The 17,289-nt window shown below is 71.5% G+C and carries 12 protein-coding genes and 1 pseudogene; 3 read left to right on the top strand and 10 right to left on the bottom strand.

All coding sequences use genetic code 11. The annotated features are described in order from the left end of the window. Positions 1-16: 16 nt before the first annotated feature. The 7 genes and pseudogenes from ACGF2V_RS18640 to ACGF2V_RS18610 all read right to left on the bottom strand — a co-directional run bounded on the left by ACGF2V_RS18640 (position 17) and on the right by ACGF2V_RS18610 (position 6,469). On the bottom strand, positions 17-436 hold the full coding sequence (locus ACGF2V_RS18640; RefSeq protein WP_362619103.1) for a VOC family protein: 420 nt from the start codon (positions 434-436) through the stop codon (positions 17-19). Further along, entirely contained in the window at positions 429-779 is a 351-nt protein-coding gene (locus ACGF2V_RS18635; RefSeq protein ID WP_392912697.1) for a hemerythrin domain-containing protein, read from the bottom strand. The genes ACGF2V_RS18640 and ACGF2V_RS18635 overlap by 8 nt, the downstream gene beginning before the upstream one ends. 220 nt (positions 780-999) lie before the next feature. Next, positions 1,000-1,578, bottom strand: a pseudogene (locus ACGF2V_RS18630) (TetR/AcrR family transcriptional regulator); the annotation flags it as partial. Positions 1,579-1,792: 214 nt separating this feature from the next. Next, positions 1,793-2,731: an ABC transporter permease gene (locus tag ACGF2V_RS18625; RefSeq protein WP_362619100.1), complete on the bottom strand. Its 939-nt coding sequence runs from the start codon at positions 2,729-2,731 to the stop codon at positions 1,793-1,795. Continuing rightward, a complete protein-coding gene (locus ACGF2V_RS18620; protein WP_362619097.1) occupies positions 2,718-3,683 on the bottom strand; it encodes an ABC transporter ATP-binding protein in 966 nt (321 codons plus the stop codon). Before ACGF2V_RS18620 ends, ACGF2V_RS18625 begins: the two co-directional genes overlap by 14 nt. Before the next feature lie 169 nt (positions 3,684-3,852). Then, positions 3,853-5,151 carry a DUF2092 domain-containing protein gene (locus tag ACGF2V_RS18615; protein WP_362619094.1) on the bottom strand — a complete coding sequence of 433 codons (1,299 nt, stop codon included), beginning with the start codon at positions 5,149-5,151 and terminating at the stop codon, positions 3,853-3,855. A 310-nt stretch (positions 5,152-5,461) separates the two neighbouring features. Next, on the bottom strand, positions 5,462-6,469 hold the full coding sequence (locus ACGF2V_RS18610; protein WP_362619092.1) for a polyprenyl synthetase family protein: 1,008 nt from the start codon (positions 6,467-6,469) through the stop codon (positions 5,462-5,464). A 156-nt stretch (positions 6,470-6,625) separates the two neighbouring features. Here ACGF2V_RS18610 and ACGF2V_RS18605 point away from each other — a divergent pair, with 156 nt between their 5' ends. The 3 genes from ACGF2V_RS18605 (at position 6,626) to fahA (ending at position 11,663) form a co-directional block, all read left to right on the top strand. Next, complete coding sequence (locus ACGF2V_RS18605) at positions 6,626-8,125, top strand: peptide MFS transporter (RefSeq protein WP_362619090.1); 1,500 nt, start codon at positions 6,626-6,628, stop codon at positions 8,123-8,125. 59 nt (positions 8,126-8,184) lie between these two features. After that, positions 8,185-10,182, top strand: a complete 1,998-nt coding sequence (locus ACGF2V_RS18600; protein WP_362707179.1) for a CocE/NonD family hydrolase — start codon at positions 8,185-8,187, stop codon at positions 10,180-10,182. Between the two features lie 251 nt (positions 10,183-10,433). Next, positions 10,434-11,663, top strand: a complete 1,230-nt coding sequence (gene fahA, locus ACGF2V_RS18595) for a fumarylacetoacetase (protein ID WP_362707182.1) — start codon at positions 10,434-10,436, stop codon at positions 11,661-11,663. Between the two features lie 149 nt (positions 11,664-11,812). Here fahA and recQ read toward each other — a convergent pair whose 3' ends face one another. The 3 genes from recQ to ACGF2V_RS18580 form a co-directional block, all read right to left on the bottom strand. Continuing rightward, positions 11,813-13,912 carry a DNA helicase RecQ gene (gene recQ, locus ACGF2V_RS18590; protein ID WP_362707185.1) on the bottom strand — a complete coding sequence of 700 codons (2,100 nt, stop codon included), beginning with the start codon at positions 13,910-13,912 and terminating at the stop codon, positions 11,813-11,815. A 143-nt stretch (positions 13,913-14,055) separates the two neighbouring features. Further along, complete coding sequence (gene nuoN / locus ACGF2V_RS18585; protein ID WP_362619080.1) at positions 14,056-15,720, bottom strand: NADH-quinone oxidoreductase subunit NuoN; 1,665 nt, start codon at positions 15,718-15,720, stop codon at positions 14,056-14,058. Continuing rightward, positions 15,717-17,288, bottom strand: coding sequence for an NADH-quinone oxidoreductase subunit M (locus ACGF2V_RS18580; protein WP_362707188.1), 1,572 nt, complete (start codon positions 17,286-17,288; stop codon positions 15,717-15,719). Before ACGF2V_RS18580 ends, nuoN begins: the two co-directional genes overlap by 4 nt. Position 17,289 lies beyond the last annotated feature (1 nt).

Raw genomic sequence — 17,289 nt, 5'->3', positions numbered from 1 at the left:
CGGCCCCGGCCCCGGTTCAGTCCGACGCCACGTCCTGGGGGTACCAGCGCAGCTCCACCATGTTGCCGTCCGGGTCCTGGACGTACACCGACTGCGCCGTGCCCCGGGCACCGGAGCGGCTGACCGGGCCCTCCAGCACGGTGAAGGTGCCCGAGTCGATGACCTCCCGCCAGTCCAACGGCTCGACGACCAGGCAGAAGTGGTCGACATTCGACTCGGAGCGCGGCCGATCCACCAGATCGATGATCATCGTCGGGCTGACCCGCACCGACGGGAACGGGAATTCACCGGCCCGCCACTCGTCCACGTTCATCGGTTCCAGGCCGAGCGGGCCGCAGTAGAACCCCAGCGACCGCTCGACGTCCCGCACATTGAGCACCAGATGATCGAAGTCCTTGACTCTTACTCGCACGGCACAACCTCTCAGTTCAGCCATTGACATGTGGTTCGGTCGGTTCGCTCGGGGGAGCCACGGTGTCCGCGGAGTCTCCCGAAGCCGCAGGGTCCGCGGGCGCCGGGGCGTGCGGAGGCCACGGGACCTCGGCCAGCAGGGGCAGGAGCCGCTCCTCCTCGTCGTCCAGATGCGCGTTCAGCTCCACGGACATCCTCTCCAGCTCCGTACGGCAGCGCGCGGGATCCGCGACGCCGACGCCGGCGAGCAGCGCCACCAACTCGTCCTGACCGCGCGCGATCGCACGGTGTTCCTCGGCCAGCCGGGCGAACGTGCCGGTCAGGTGCGGATGGTGGCAGGCGATTCCGGGGAACAGGGTTGGGCCCACCGCCCGGCCGACGCCGCCTGCCACTCCCCGCGCAGCGTCCGCCCGCCGGCCCGCGGTCCTACCGGATCGCGCGGTCCGCCCGCCCGCTCTCCGTGCTCGGGCCACGCGCTCCTCTCGCCCCGGGCACTCCCGGCGGCCCCAGCACCCTGGAGACCTCCGGCACCTCAGAAAGCCCCGACACCCCGGGGACCACCGGCGCCCCGGACGCTTCCGGCGCCTGCGCACCCAACGCCCGCAGCACCTGCGTGACCAGAGCCGCGATCGTCGCCTCGTCCGGCACCGGCTTGCGCAGCACATAGCGGTAGTACACCGGCCCGTACAGCATCTCCACCGCCAGCGGCAGATCGGCCCCGGTCGGGATCTGGCCCCGCTCCTGGGCACGTCGCAGGTGTGCGACCGCTTCCTCGAAGCAGGGGTCGACCAGCTTCGTCCTGACCGTCTCCGCCAGGGCGTCGTCGTGATGGACCTCGGAAAGTATCCCGGCGTACGCGGGACCGAAGGGCGGCGTGGACAGCAACCGCACCATGCCCAGCAGGTTCGCCCGCAGGTCGGCAGCGATGTCCCCGGTGTCGACGAACGGCGTGGTGCCGACCAGGGCGTCGGTGAACGCCTCCAGGATCACCGCACTCTTCGCGGGCCACCAGCGATAGATCGTCTTCTTGCTGACACCCGCTCTCGCCGCGATCGCCTCGATGGTGACACGGCCGTACCCCTTCTCCGTGCACAGTTCGAGCGCGGCTTCCAGGGTCGCCCTTCGTGATCTCTCGCTGCGGCGCAGTGAACTCGGCGATGTGATCATTCGGTGAGCATAGGTGCGTCCGCACCCGTCCTTGTTGACAGCCCGTCGCCACAAGTCGAACAATGCTGAAGCGGAAACGGAACGTGCCGTGTCGCATCGTTCCCGCTGTTCGCACCGTTCGTGCCGCGACGAGCCGATCGGGGGACGGCTCGCCCGGCCGACGGTGCGAGGGTGGTGTTTCCTACCCCGTGGCCCGAGGTCGGCGCACCGTGTGTCAGGACGTGATGTCCTTCGCTGTGAAACGGGCCCAGGCCGCCGAGCCGAACACCACCGCGTACAAGCCCTGAAGGCCCAGGTTCTTGACCAGCTCGTCCCAGTAGACGGGCGCGCGCAGCAGATCGGCGTACGACATCCAGTAGTGCGGGAAGAGATACGGATGGATGCCGCTCAACTGCGGGATCGTGTCCACGATCTGCACGGTGATCAGCAGACCCACGGTCGTGGCCATGGCCGCGATCCCGCTTGAGGTGAGGGTCGACACGAACACTCCGAGCGCCGCGAAGCCGATCAGCGACGCCGCGACCGCCAACGCGATCAGACCCGCCCTCAGCAACCCCTCGCCGAAGCCGACCCGGGTCCCCGAGATGGTGGTGACGTCGCCAACGGGGAAGAGCAGGGCACCCGTCGCGAGCGCCGAAAGCGCCACGACCAGGGTCGCGACCAGGCAGAAAGCGAGGACGGAGGCGTACTTGGTCAGCAGCAGACGGGTCCGGCCCGCCGGGGCGACCAACAGATAGCGCAGCGTGCCCGCGCCCGCCTCCCCGGCGATCGAGTCGCCCGCGACGACGCCGACGGCCATCGGCAGGAAGACGGGGAGCGTCACGGCGAGGGCCGCGAAGACCAGGAAGAGGCCGTTGTTGGTGACCTGGGAGAGGAACGCGGGGCCTGCCGCGCCGTCACCCGGCCCGGGTGAGGAACCGTGGCCGGTCTCGATCCGCACCGCGATCCCGATCAGTACGGGAACGGCGGCCAGCACACCGAGCAGCGCCAGGGTGCGCCATCGGAAAAAGGTGATGGTGAGTTCGGAACGGAGGAGTCCGAACGTCCACAGCCGCCTGCGCGCCCCTCCCGCCGCGTTCACGCCGTCCGCCCCGCTCGTCGTGCCCGCCGCGCCCGCGCCCGCGCGTACGGTTCCGGTTTCAGCCCGCGACATCGAATCCCTCTCCGGTGAGTGCGACGAAGGCGTCCTCCAGCGACGCCCGTTCGACGCCGAAGGACCGCACGCGCACGCCGGCACGCACCAGCGCCGCGTTGAGGTCCGCGAGTTCGACGTCGCCCGGTGGCGCGTCGGCGCTCACCCGCTCGCCGTCGACCGTGACGCCGGTGAGGGCCCGCTCCTTCAGGACGCGGGCGGCCTCGTCCGGGTCCGGGGTCGTGACGGCCAGCCGGCCCCGGGCGCCCGCCGCCAGTTCCGCGACCGGGCCCTGTATGACCAGCCGGCCGCCGGCCATCACCGCGGCGTGCGTGCAGACCTGCTCGATCTCGTCGAGGAGATGGGAGGAGAGGAAGACGGTGGTGCCGTCCGCCGCCAGCTCCCGGACCAGGGTGCGGATCTCGCGCATGCCCTGCGGGTCCAGGCCGTTGGTCGGCTCGTCGAGGACGAGCAGACGGCGCGGCCGGAGCAGGGCGGCCGCGAGACCGAGGCGCTGCTTCATGCCGAGCGAGTACGCCCTGGCCTTCTTCCCGGCTGCCGGGGCCAGTCCGACCCGGTCCAGGGCCTGCCCGACCCGGGCGCGGCGGGTGCGCGGATCGGCGGTCGGGTCGGCGGAGTCGTAGCGCAGCAGATTGTCCCGGCCGCTCAGGAAGCCGTACAGCGCGGGCCCTTCGATCAGCGCCCCGACCTGCGGAAGCACTGCACGGGCCGCACCCGGCATGGCCCGGCCGAGCACCTGGGCCGTGCCGGACGTCGGCTCGATCAGGCCCATCAGCATCCGGATCGTCGTGGTCTTGCCGGAGCCGTTCGGGCCGAGGAAGCCGAAGACGCTGCCCGCGGGGACGACGAGGTCGAGGCCGTCGACGGCGGGCCTGCCGCCTCCGTAGCGCTTGGTGAGGCGCCGCGTCTCGATGACCGGGCCCGGCTCGGGCACGTTTCCGGGCTCTGTCATGCGTGCTCCCTCGGTCGGGCCGGCCGACTCCGGCGGACCGGGTCCGGACGGACCTGGATGTGCGGGCGGGCGGACCCGGGTGTACGGACGGACCCGCCCCGCCGTACGAAGAGTACGACGGGGCGGGTGAACGACCACGGAGACGCAACAGCGATCCGCGGCCCGGGCGTCAGGAGGCGCTGTTGGCCGCCCCGACCAGGGTGTCCGGCGTGACGGCGCCGACGTACACCTTGCCGTTCTCGGTCATCAGCGCGTTGACCAGGCGGGTCTTGAAGACCGTGCCCGTGCCGAACTTGCCGGAGACCTGGTCGCCCAGCGCGTCCAGGAACTGCTGCGCCTCGGGCGGCATGTCGTCGCCCGACGCCTTCGAGGGAAGGCCGGCGCCGCCGGGAACGGTGATCTCGGCGATCGCGTTCCAGCCCTCACCGATGACCTTCGGCTCCTTGAACCCCTCTGCGCCCTTGCCCTGGGCGCCCTTCTCCCCGGCGCCCGGTACCCCGGCGCCCGGGAAGAGGCCGAGCCCCTGGGGCCCGTCGGCCTTCCGCTGCGCCTTCACGTCGTCCGCCTCGGTCACCTCGGCGCCCTTGGGCGGGGTGAACGTGAACGAGGAGGCGGCCGGCTTGGCGAAGTCGACCTGGGTGAACCCGGCGTCGACGACGGCCTTGCCCCCGCCGCTCGGCAGCAGGGTGAACTTGAGCGGCACGCCGTTCTTCGCGTCGACCGCGACCGTGACCGAGCCGACCGTGGAACCGCTCTGCTTCGGCTTGACGACCAGCTTGTACGCGTCCCGCCCGGCGATCCGTGCCGTGCCGTCGACCGTCACCGAGGTGGTGGCGTCGGCCGCCTTCAGGACCTCCTCGGCAAGCGCCTTCGGCGTGGTCGGCATGGCGGACCCGGGAGCCGGGGCCTGACGCCCGTGCTCTCCCGCCGCGCCGTTACCGTCCGCCGCCCCGCGCTTCCCCTCGGCGTGGTACGCCTGGTTGCTGCCGCTGTCGTACGCCCAGACCTCGTCGCCGTTGCGGATCAGGCTGTACTCGGCCGCGTTCTCCAGGATGGAGATCCGCTGCCGGTCGGGGCCGTCGGCGGCGATCCGCAGGGTGTGCGTGCCGGACGCCAGCTCCGTCAGCTTCGCCTGCGGGTCGGCGCTCGAACCGCCCTCGCCGCCGTCGGGACCGCCCTGGGCGAAGGAGCCGGCCAGGCCGCCGAGCGACGGAAGACCGAGGTCCGTGCTGATCCTCACCGTGCCGGAGAGCTGCTGGGTGTCCGAAGCGGCGATCTTCTCGATGAGCTGCTGTGCGGTGATCTTGGGCAGATCGGGGTCGCCGGTGCTCGCGAGTGCGGGGACGAGCCCGATCGTCGCGGCCGCCACCCCCGCCACCGCGACGGGGACGATGTAACGTGCCGCCTTGCGGCGGACGGCGGTGCGCCCGGCCCCGCTCTCGGTCGCAGCGTTGTCGTTCGGTGCCATGTGTGCCCTACCTCCGTGGTCGGCGGCTTCCGTCCGGATGCACGCGTCCACTCCGAGCCGCCATTCTCACCCGATTCGTTCAGGAGTGGATGTACTCCATCCGACCAAACCGGCGGCGCGAAGGCGTCAGCCCGGGGAAGCAACTCCGCCTACCTCTTCGGTATGACACGGCTCGCGCCCGCCCTACCCGACCCGTAGGGGCTGCATATGGCCAAAGGCATACCGGACAGACGCCTGCGGGCGCGCACCTCCGGCGCCCGGCCCACGACACCGTGCGCCGGCGCTCAGCCCGCGCGACGCACCACGGCGCTCAGCCCGCGCGGTGCACCACCGCGTCGCACATCTCCTCCAGCGCGGCCTTCGCGTAGCAGTCGGGCAGCGGGGCCAGCGTCCGGCGCGCCTCCTCCGCGTAGCGGACGGTGTCCCGCCGGGCCTGCTCCAGGGCCGGATGGGCGCGCAGCCTGCGCAGCGCCTCGGCGTGGCGGGCGTCGTCCGCGAGGCCGCCGTCGAGGAGCTCGACCAGCTCCACGTCCTCCGGCCTGCCCTCGGCCGCCGCCTGGGCCCGCAGGCGGAGCACCGGCAGGGTGGGGATGCCCTCGCGCAGGTCGGTACCGGGGGTCTTGCCGGACTCGTGGGAGTCGGAGGCGATGTCGAGCACATCGTCGGCGAGCTGGAAGGCGACGCCGAGCCGCTCGCCGTACTGGGTGAGGATGTCGACGGTCGACTCGTCCGCACCGGCCATCAGCGCGCCGAACCGGCAGGCCACGGCGATCAGCGAGCCGGTCTTGCCGCGCATCACGTCCAGGTAGTGCTCCACCGGGTCGCGGCCGTCCGGGCCCGCGGTCTCCAGGATCTGGCCGGTGACCAGCCGCTCGAACGCCTCCCCCTGGATGCGCACGGCCTCCGGTCCGAGGTCGGCCAGTATGCGCGAGGCACGGGCGAAGAGGAAGTCGCCGGTCAGCACGGCCACCGAATTGCCCCAGCGGCTGTTGGCGCTGTCGACGCCCCGCCGCACGTCCGCCTCGTCCATCACGTCGTCGTGGTAGAGCGTCGCGAGATGGGTCAGCTCCACGACGACTGCTGCCGGCACCACACCCGGCGCGTCCGGCTCACCGAACTGGGCGGCGAGCATGGCCAGCAGTGGCCGGAAACGCTTGCCCCCCGCGCGTACGAGATGCTGCGCGGCCTCCGTGATGAAGGGGACGCCGCTCTTGGTGGCATCGAGCAGCCCGGACTCGACAGCAGCCAAACCGGCCTGGACATCGGCCTCAAGAGCGCGGTCCCGCACGCTCAGTCCGAACGGCCCGACGACGGTCACGAGGGGATCTCCTGTCTGCTGACGATCACACGGAATGTCGATGTGTCGCTGCCATCACTCAACTCAGCGTATCCGGTCCGCTTTGGATCACCGTGGGCGGCTTCCCGCCACCGCCGGTATGTTCGGGATCAATTCATACGATCAGGAGTGCTCCTTTTGTCTCGCACGACAACCGATACCGAACCGACGCAGTCCCCGCCCGCCGACGACCATGCCTTTTTCGGCCAACCACGGGGGCTGATGACGCTCTCCGGCCTGGAGGTCTGGGAGCGGTTCTCGTTCCTGGGCATGCAGGCGATCCTGGTCCTGTACTTCGCGGACACCGTCGCCCGGGGCGGCATGGGCATGGAGGCGGGCACGGCGGCGTCCGTCTCGGCCGCCTACGGAACCCTCGTCTACCTGGTCTCCGTGGCCGGCGGCTGGCTCGCCGACCGGATCCTCGGCTCGTACCGGGCCGTGCTGTACGGCGGGATCCTCATCGCCTGCGGGCATTACGCCATGGCGGTGCCCTCCGACGCCATGACGTGGACCGGCCTCGGTCTGATCAGCGCCGGGACGGGCCTGCTGAAGCCCAATGTGGCGTCCATGGTCGGAACGCTGTACCGCACCGACGACGAGCGCCGCGACGCCGGATTCGCCCTGTACTACATGGCCATCAACATCGGCGCGTTCCTCGGCCCGCTGGTCACCGGCTGGCTCGGCGACCACGCGAGCTGGCACTGGGGGTTCTCCGCCGCCGCCGTGGGCATGACGCTCGGCCTGATCCAGTACGTACTGGGTCGGCGTCACCTGAACGGCCGAAAGGACGGCGCCGAATTCGCGCTGGCGCCGCACGCCATGCGGCGCGCCGTACGGCTGATCGTGACCGGTGCGGTCGTCGTCGCCGTCCTCGCCACCGCGCTGGCCCTGGCGGGGTGGCTCACCATGGGCCGGTTCGTCGATGTGCTCACCCTCGCCTCGGTGATCGCCCCGGTCGTGTACTTCGTGGTGATGTTCCGCAGCCCGCGGGTCACCGCCGAGGAACGCGGCAGGCTGCGCCCGTACGTGGTGCTGTTCCTGGCCTCCGTGGTCTTCAACTTCATCCTCTTCCAGGCGTACTCGACGATGATGCTGCTCGCGTCGACCAACGCCCGCACCGAGATCCTCGGCTTCCACTTCCCGGCCGGCTGGTACGCCTCCGCGCTCGGCGCGTTCGAGGTCGCGCTCGCGCCGGTGGTCGCCGCCGTCTGGGCCCGGATGGGCCCGCGCCAGCCGCACGCCTCCAACAAGATCGCGATCGCGACGATCCTTGGCGGGCTGTCCTTCCTGCTGATGGTGCTGCCGACGTCCGGGCACTCCGGCGACACGTACCGGATGGCCGCCTGGTGGATCGTCGGCTCGTACCTGCTGCTCGGGCTCGGCGACATCCTGCTGGAGACCTCCGGCATGTCGGCGACCACCAAACTCGCGCCCAAGGCGTTCTCCGGCCAGACGATGGCGCTCTGGTTCCTCTCGCTGGCCCTCGCCAACGGCATCCAGGCCCAGGTCGTGAAGCTGTACGGCGAGGTCTCCACCCCCGCCTACTTCGGTGTCAACGGCGCGATCGCGGTGGTGGGCGGCGTGGCCGTCATCGCCGCCGCCCCCTGGCTCAGGCGCACCATGCACCCCGTCCGCTGACCACGCGCGGCCCGTCCACCGACGCACCACGCACACGCCCCGTCGACCGAGGTACCGCCATGCGCATCCGCACCACGTTCCCGTATGACACGACCCGTGAGGACGTCCGCATCCCACTGCCGGACGGCACCCTGCTGTACGCCCGGATCTGGCGGCCGGTCACCGACGAACCGGTCCCGGCGCTCCTCGAATACCTGCCGTACCGGCTGAGCGACTGGACGGCCCCGCGCGACTGGCAGCGCCACCCCTGGTACGCGGGCCACGGCTACGCCTCCGTCCGGGTGGACGTGCGCGGCCACGGCAACAGCGAGGGGATGCCGGGCGACGAGTACGACGCGACGGAGCTGGCCGACGGCGTCGCCGTCGTCCACTGGCTGGCCCGGCAGGAGTGGTGCTCCGGCCGGGTCGGCATGTTCGGCATCTCCTGGGGCGGGTTCAACTCGCTCCAGATCGCCGCGCTGGCCCCCGAGCCGCTGAAGGCGGTCGTCACGGTCTGCTCGACCGACGACCGCTACGACAACGACGTCCACTACATGGGCGGCTCCGTCCTCGGCGTCGACATGCACGCCTGGGCGGCCACCATGCTGGCCTTCGTCTGCCGCCCCCCGGACCCGGCGCAGGTCGGCGAGGGCTGGAAGGACATGTGGCTGAAGCGGCTGGAGGGCGTCGAGCCGTTCATCCACACCTGGCTGGCGCACCAGACCCGCGACGACTACTGGCGGCACGGCAGCGTCTGCGAGGACTACTCCGCGATCCAGGCCCCCGTCCTCGCGGTGGGAGGCTGGCACGACCCGTACCGCGACACCGTCCTGCGCCTCGTCGAGCACCTGCCGCCGGACCGGGTGCGCGGACTGATCGGCCCCTGGTCGCACCAGTACCCGGACCGGGGGCTGCCGCCGGGCCCGGCGATCGGCTTCCTCCAGGAGACGCTGCGCTGGTGGGACCAGCACCTGAAGGGCGAGGACACCGGCGTCATGGCCGAGCCGCTGCTGCGGTCCTGGATCAGCGAGTCGCACCGGCCCGCCACCACGTACGAGACGCTGCCCGGCCGCTGGGTCGCGGACGGCGTCTGGCCGTCCCCGAACGTGTCGACCGTCGCGTACGCCCTCCGGGGCGGTCCGCGGATCGTCGACTCGTCGCAGCGCACCGGCCTGGACGCGGGACGGTTCTTCCCGTTCGGCAACGACGCCGACCTGCCGCCGGACCAGCGCGACGAGGACGCCGCGTCGGTGTGCTTCGAGTTCCCGGTCGAGGACGCCCCGATCGAGATCCTGGGCCGGCCGCGGGTGAGGCTGCGCCTGCGCATGGACGCGCCGCGCGGGCAGGCGGTCGCCCGGCTCTGCGACGTGGCACCGGACGGCTCCTCCACCCTGGTCACCCGCGGCGCGCTCAACCTCTCCGCCCGGCACGGCCGCGACCGGGCGGTGGACTGGCCGGTGGGCGCGACCGAGGACGTGGTCTTCGAACTGAACGGCATCGGGCACACCTTCCCGCCCGGCCACCGGATCAGGCTCGCGGTCTCCTCCGCGTACTGGCCGTGGATCTGGCCGCAGCCGGGGTCGGTGGGCTTCACCCTGGACGCCGACGACAGCTTCCTCGAACTGCCCGTGCGCCGGCACACCGAGGACCCGGAGATCCGGTTCGAGGAACCGGAACAGGCCCCGCCGCTCGGCGTCGTCCACCCGGTGCCGCTCGACGGACAACAGCGTCCCGAGCGCCTGGTGGTGCGCGACGTCGCCAAGGGTGAGTGGCGGCTGGAGGTCGACCCGCGCTACGGCGGCACCCGCGTCTACCCGGACGGCCTGGAATTCACCGAGGACGCCCTGGAGACCTACACGGTCCAGGAGGACGACCCGCTCTCGGCGCGCACCCGTTCCGACTGGTCGATCCGGCTGCACCGGCCGGAGATGGCCTGGGACGTGCGGATCGAGACCCGTTCCGAGATCAGCGCGGACGCCACCGACTTCATCACGTCCGACGAGGTGGTGTGCCGGGACGGCGGCGAGGTCGTCTTCCACCGCACCTGGGAGAAGCGGATCCCGCGCACGGCCGGCTGAGCCCGGGTCCCGGCCGCGCACGGGCCCGCCGCCGAGAGGTTCCGCCGTACCCCGTACGCCCCGGGGCGCGGCGGAACTTTCCGGTTCTCGCGGACAGTTGGGGCACGCCCGGGGCACTCCCACGGGCGGCGGCGCCGACGTGACGACCCGGGGGCGGCAGGGAGTGGATCAGGGCGGCGCGAGCCCGCCCCTTATCGGCCCCCAGGTCGTAACGTGTCCCCCAAGCGACCTGGAAAGCGAGGCGGCAACACATGCCCGAGCAGAGCAGTCCGCTCGACCTGGCCGAAGGCGACCCCTTCGGCCCGCACAACCTTCCGTACGGTGTGTTCTCCACCCCCGGCCACCCCGAGGACCGCCGGGTCGGCGTCCGCATCGGCGACCACGTGCTGGACGCCGGGGCCGCCGCGCACGCGCTCGGCTCGCCCTACGCGCGGCTCCTCGCCCAGCCGGACCTGACCGCCCTGCTGGCCGCGGGCCGCACCGCCTGGCGGGACGTCCGGCGGGCCCTGACCGCATGGGTGACGGTCCCGGCGCACCGCCCGGACATCGAACCGCTGCTGCACCCCGTCGAGTCCGTCACGCTGCACCTCCCCTACCAGGTCGCGGACTACGTCGACTTCTACGCGAGCGAGCATCACGCCACCAACGTCGGGAAGATCTTCCGGCCGAACGGCGAAGCGCTGACGCCCAACTGGAAGCACCTCCCGATCGGTTACCACGGCCGGTCCGGCACCGTCGTGGTCTCCGGAACGGACGTGGTGCGCCCGTCCGGCCAGCGCAAGGCTCCCGCCGACGCGGCCCCGGTCTTCGGCCCCTCCGTCAAGCTGGACATCGAGGCCGAGGTCGGGTTCGTCGTCGGCGTCGGCTCCGAGCAGGGCCGCCCGGTCCCGCTCGGCGACTTCCGCGAGCACGTCTTCGGGCTCTCGCTGCTCAACGACTGGTCGGCGCGCGACATCCAGGCGTGGGAGTACGTCCCGCTCGGCCCGTTCCTCGGCAAGTCCTTCGCCACCTCCGTGTCGGCGTGGGTGACCCCGCTGGAGGCCCTGGAGGCGGCCTGGACCGCGCCCCCCGCCCGGGACTTCCCGCTGCTCCCCTATCTGGAGGACGGCGGCGAGGAGCAGGACGGCGGGCTGGACCTGCGGATCTCCGTCGCGATCAACGGACAGACCGTCGCCGAGCCGCCGTTCACCACCATGTACTGGACCCCGGCCCAGATGCTGGCCCACATGACGGTGAACGGCGCGTCGCTGCGCACCGGCGACCTGTACGGCTCCGGCACGGTCAGCGGCGCCGAGCCGGACCAGCGTGGTTCGCTCCTGGAGCTGACCTGGAACGGCCGCGACCCGCTGGACCTCGCCGACGGCAAGCGGACGTTCCTGGAGGACGGCGACACGGTCACGATGACGGCCTGGGCCCCGGGACCGGACGGCACCCGGGTGGGCCTGGGCGAGGTGACGGGGCGGATCGTGCCGTCGGTGTGACACCTGCTGGTGGACGGCCGCGCCCCTGACAGGGGCGCGGCCGTCCATGGCACTCCGTCCCCTTCCCGGTCGATCTCGACCTCACCGCGATCACCCCGCGCCGCCGGGCGGCGGCCCCGCAGTAACCCCGGCGCCACCGCCCGCCCGGCTCACTCGTACTCGGGCGGCGGCTCCTCGTCCCAGTCGAATCCCGGGTCGTCGTCGTGCGCGGCCGGGGCCGCCGAGGTCGAAGCGGTGCGCGCGGGAGCGGCCGGAGCCGGGGCGGGTGCGGCCGGGGCGACCGGCGCAGCGGCGGGCGTGGCCGTGCTCGGCCCCGTCGCGGGTCCCGCCTCCGTCGCCGGGTCGACCTGCGCAAACGCGTCCTGCCGCGGCGCCGCCGCGTCCGTGAACTCGGCCAGCACCTCCAGCACCCCCTCCCCGTACGTCGCCAGCTTCTTCTCGCCCAGGCCGCTGATGCCACCCAGCGCGGCCACCGACTCCGGCCGCACCGTCGCGATCTCGCGCAGCGTCGCGTCGTGGAAGATGACGTACGCCGGAACGCCCTGCTCCTTCGCCCGGGTACCGCGCCAGGCCCGCAGCGCCTCGAAGACGGGGACGGCCTCCGGCGCCAGCTCGGCGGTGGCCTGCGAGGACTTCGCCTTGCGTTCGCCCTTCGCGGAGCCGGAACGCGAGGCGGGCTTCGCGGCCTCCTTGCGCAGCGGCACCTTCCGCTGCCCGGCGAGCACCGCCCCGCTCTCCTCCGTCAGCACCAGCGTGCCGTATTCGCCCTCGACGGCGATCAGCCCCTGGGCCAGCAACTGCCTTACGACGCCCCGCCATTCGGCCTCGGACAGATCGCCGCCGATACCGAAGACCGAGAGCTGGTCGTGGTCGAACTGGATGACCTTCGCGGTCTTGCGGCCGAGCAGGATGTCGGTGATCTGGCCCGCGCCGAACTTCTGCCCGCGCTCCCGCTTCAGCCGTACCACCGTCGACAGCAGCTTCTGCGCGGCCACCGTGCCGTCCCAGGTCTCGGGCGGGGTGAGGCAGGTGTCGCAGCTGCCGCAGGTCGCGGCGGTGGGCTCCTGGCCGAAGTACCGCAGCAATTGGCCGCGACGGCACTGGGCCGTCTCGCACAGGGCCAGCATCGCGTCGAGGTGGGAGGCGGCGCGGCGGCGGAACGCCTCGTCGCCCTCCCCGCTCTGGATGAGCTTGCGCTGCTGGACGACGTCCTGGAGCCCGTACGCCATCCACGCCGTGGACGGCAGCCCGTCACGGCCCGCGCGGCCGGTCTCCTGGTAGTAGCCCTCGACCGACTTCGGCAGATCGAGGTGGGCGACGAAACGGACGTCCGGCTTGTCGATGCCCATGCCGAAGGCGATGGTCGCGACGACGACCAGTCCCTCCTCGCGCAGGAACCGGGACTGGTGCGCGGCGCGCGTGCCCGCGTCCAGACCGGCGTGGTACGGAACGGCCTCGATGCCGTTGCGGCACAGGTAATCGGCGGTCTTCTCGGTCGCGTTGCGCGACAGGCAGTAGACGATGCCCGCGTCCCCGGCGTGCTCCTCCTTGAGGAAGGAGAGCAGCTGCTTCTTCGGATCGGCCTTGGGCACGATCCGGTACTGGATGTTGGGCCGGTCGAAGCTGGCGACGAAGTGCTTGGCGTCGGGCATGCCCAGACGCCGGGTGATCTCCTCGTGCGTGGCGTTCGTCGCGGTGGCCGTCAGGGCGATGCGCGGTACGTCGGGCCAGCGCTCCCCGAGGACCGACAGGGCCAGGTAGTCGGGGCGGAAGTCGTGGCCCCACTGGGCGACGCAGTGTGCCTCGTCGATCGCGAAGACGGAGATCTCGCCTCGCGCGAGCAGGCCCAGCGTGGAGTCCAGCCGGAGGCGCTCCGGGGCCAGGTAGAGCACGTCCAGCTCGCCCGCGAGGAACTGCGCCTCCATGGAGCGGCGCTCGTCGAAGTCCTGCGTGGAGTTGATGAAGCCGGCCCGCACACCGAGCGCCCGCAACGCGTCGACCTGGTCCTGCATCAGGGCGATCAGCGGCGAGACGACCACGCCCGTACCCGACCTGACCAGGGCCGGGATCTGGTAGCACAGGGACTTCCCGCCACCGGTCGGCATGAGCACGACGGCGTCGCCGCCCGCCACCACGTGGTCGACGACGGCTTCCTGCTCGCCGCGGAACGCCTCGTACCCGAACACGCGGTGCAGGGTCCGCCGTGCTTCGCTCTCGGTCACATCCATGGTCCCGCCCGTCGTGCTCATCCGCTGGCCCCCGGCGCCGTACGTGCCGTACCGCCACCGCTCCCTGCCACGATAGGCGCCGCGTACGACAACGCCGGACGGGCTTGACTTCCCAGGCCCGTCCGGCGCCGCCTCGGCCGGGGTGCCGGCCGCGCGCGTGTGCGCTACCTCACGAAGACCCCCGCCTGGCCCGCCAGGTCCAGGAAGTACTGCGGGGCCAGGCCCAGCACCAGTGTGACCGCGACACCGACCGCGATCGTCGTGATCGTCAGCGGGGACGGGACGGCGACCGTCGGGCCGTCCGCCTTCGGCTCGCTGAAGAACATCAGCACGATGACCCGGATGTAGAAGAACGCGGCAATCGCCGACGAGATCACACCGACCACGACCAGACCGGTCGCGCCCCCGTCCGCCGCCGCCTTGAAGACGGCGAACTTCCCGGAGAACCCGGAGGTGAGCGGGATACCGGCGAAGGCCAGCAGGAACACCGCGAAGACCGCGGCGACCAGCGGGGAGCGCCGTCCCAGCCCCGCCCACTTGGACAGATGCGTCGCCTCGCCGCCCGCGTCGCGCACCAGGGTGACGACGGCGAACGCGCCGACCGTCACGAAGGAGTAGGCGCCCAGGTAGAAGAGGACGGACGAGACGCCGTCCGGGGTGGCCGCGATGACACCGGCGAGGATGAACCCGGCGTGCGCGATCGAGGAGTAGGCGAGCAGCCGCTTGATGTCGGTCTGGGTGATGGCGACGATCGCACCGCCCAGCATCGTGACGATCGCGACGGCCCACATGACCGGCTGCCAGTCCCAGGTGAGGCCCGGCAGCGCCACATACAGCAGACGCAGCAGCGCGCCGAACGCGGCGACCTTCGTGGCAGCGGCCATGAACCCGGTGACCGGGGTCGGCGCTCCCTGGTAGACGTCCGGGGTCCACATGTGGAACGGAACGGCGCCGACCTTGAAGAGCAGACCGGTCAGGATCATCGCCCCGCCGATCAGCAGCAGTGCGTCGTTGCCCATGGTGGCGGCGAGCGCCGGGTCGACCTTCGTGACGGAGCCGTCGACCACGCTCGCGATCTCGGCGTACGAGACGGAGCCCGCGTACCCGTAGAGCAGGGCGATCCCGAACAGCAGGAAAGCCGACGAGAAGGCGCCGAGCAGGAAGTACTTCACCGCCGCCTCCTGCGACATCAGCCGCTTGCGGCGGGCGACGGCGCACAGCAGGTAGAGCGGGAGGGAGAAGACCTCCAGGGCCACGAAGAGCGTCAGCAGGTCGTTGGCCGCCGGGAAGACCAGCATGCCCGCCACCGAGAAGAGGAGCAGCGGGAAGACCTCGGTGGTGGTGAACCCGGCCCTGACCGCGGCCTTCTCGCTGTCGCTGCCGGGGACCGAAGCGGCCTGGGCGGCGAAGGAGTCGACCAGGTTGCCGTGCGAGGCGGGGTCGAGCCGGCGCTCGGCGAAGGTGAAGACGGCGACCAGCGCGGTCAGCAGGATGGTGCCCTGCAGGAACAGCGTCGGGCCGTCGATCGCGAGGGCGCCCATCGCCACGATGCCCGCCTTCGTCGTACCGTGTCCCCCGGCCGCGAGGCCGATGATCGCGGCGAACGAGGCGGCGAGGGCGACGACGGTCAGGAAGACCTGCGTGTAGTGGCGGGACCGGCGCGGCACGAACGCCTCGACGAGCACGCCGACGACGGCCGCGCCGATCACGATGAGCACCGGCATGAGCTGGGTGTACTCGATGACGGGTGCCTGGAACTTCTCGCCAGGGGCGGCCGAGGTCATCCCGCCCGCCGTCGCCCACAGGCTGTGGACAGCTGTTGCGCTCACTTGGCGGCCTCCACCTCAGGCTGGGGGTCCTTCTTCTGGACGTCCGACATGGTGTGCTGCACCGCCGGGTTGACGATCTCGGTCAGCGGCTTGGGGTAGACCCCCAGGAACAGCAGCAGCGCGATCAGCGGCAGGACCACCGCCATCTCCCGGACCTTGAGGTCCGCCATGCCCTTGACCTCCGCCTTCACCGGGCCGGTCATCGTCCGCTGGTAGAGGACGAGGACGTAGAGCGCGGCGAGCACGATGCCGATCGTGGCGACGACGCCCGCCGCCGGATACGCGCTGAACGTGCCGACCAGGACCAGGAACTCGCTGACGAACGGGGCGAACCCGGGCAGCGACAGGGTGGCGAGAGAGCCGATCAGGAACGTGCCGGCCAGGACCGGCGCCACCTTCTGCACCCCGCCGTAGTCGGCGATGAGCCGCGAACCGCGCCGGGTGATCAGGAATCCCGCCACCAGCATCAGCGCGGCGGTCGAGATCCCGTGGTTGACCATGTAGAGCGTGGCGCCGGACTGGCCCTGGCTGGTCATCGCGAAGATGCCCAGGATGATGAAGCCGAAGTGCGAGATGGACGCGTAGGCGATCAGCCGCTTGATGTCGCGCTGGCCGACGGCGAGCAGCGCCCCGTACACGATGCTGATCAGGGCCAGTACGACGATCACCGGTGTCGCCCACTTGCTGGCCTCCGGGAAGAGCTGGAGGCAGAAGCGGAGCATCGCGAACGTGCCGACCTTGTCGACGACCGCGGTGATCAGGACGGCGACCGGGGCGGTCGCCTCGCCCATCGCGTTGGGCAGCCAGGTGTGCAGCGGCCACAGCGGGGCCTTCACCGCGAAGGCGAAGAAGAAACCGAGGAACAGCCAGCGCTCCGTGCTCGTCGCCATGGAGAACGAGCCGCCGGCACGGGCCTCGGCGATCTCGGAGAGCGAGAACGTCCCCGCGACCACGTAGAGCCCGATCACGGCGGCCAGCATGATGAGCCCGCCGGCCAGGTTGTAGAGGAGGAACTTCACCGCCGCGTACGAGCGCTGCGCCGCCGCGTTCTCGTCGCTGCCCGCGTGTGCCCGGTCCCCGAAGCCGCCGATGAGGAAGTACATCGGGATGAGCATGGCTTCGAAGAGGATGTAGAAGAGGAAGACGTCGGTGGCCTCGAAGGAGAGGATCACCATCGCCTCGACCATCAGGATCAGGGCGAAGAAGCCCTGGGTGGGCCGCCAGCGCGAGGACTTCGTCTCCAGGGGGTCGGCGTCGTGCCAGCCCGCCAGGACGATGAAGGGGATGAGCAGGGCGGTGAGCGCGATGAGCGTCACTCCGATGCCGTCCACGCCCAGTTCGTACCGGACGCCGAAGTCCTTGATCCAGGCGTGCGATTCGGTGAGCTGGTAGCGGGCGCCGCCGGGCTCGAACCGGGCGAGCGCGACGCCCGCCAGGACGAGCGTGGCCAGCGAGAACACCAGCGCCGTCCATTTGGCGGCGGTACGCCGGGCGGCCGGGACGGCGGCGGTGGCGATCGCGCCGACCGCCGGGAGCGCCGCCGTCGCTGTCAGGAGGGGAAAGGACATG

Source organism: Streptomyces sp. NPDC047982, from assembly GCF_043204165.1.
Taxonomy (GTDB): domain Bacteria; phylum Actinomycetota; class Actinomycetes; order Streptomycetales; family Streptomycetaceae; genus Streptomyces.
Note: the sequence above shows the minus strand (reverse complement) of the source record. Positions and strands in the feature narration are given on the sequence as shown.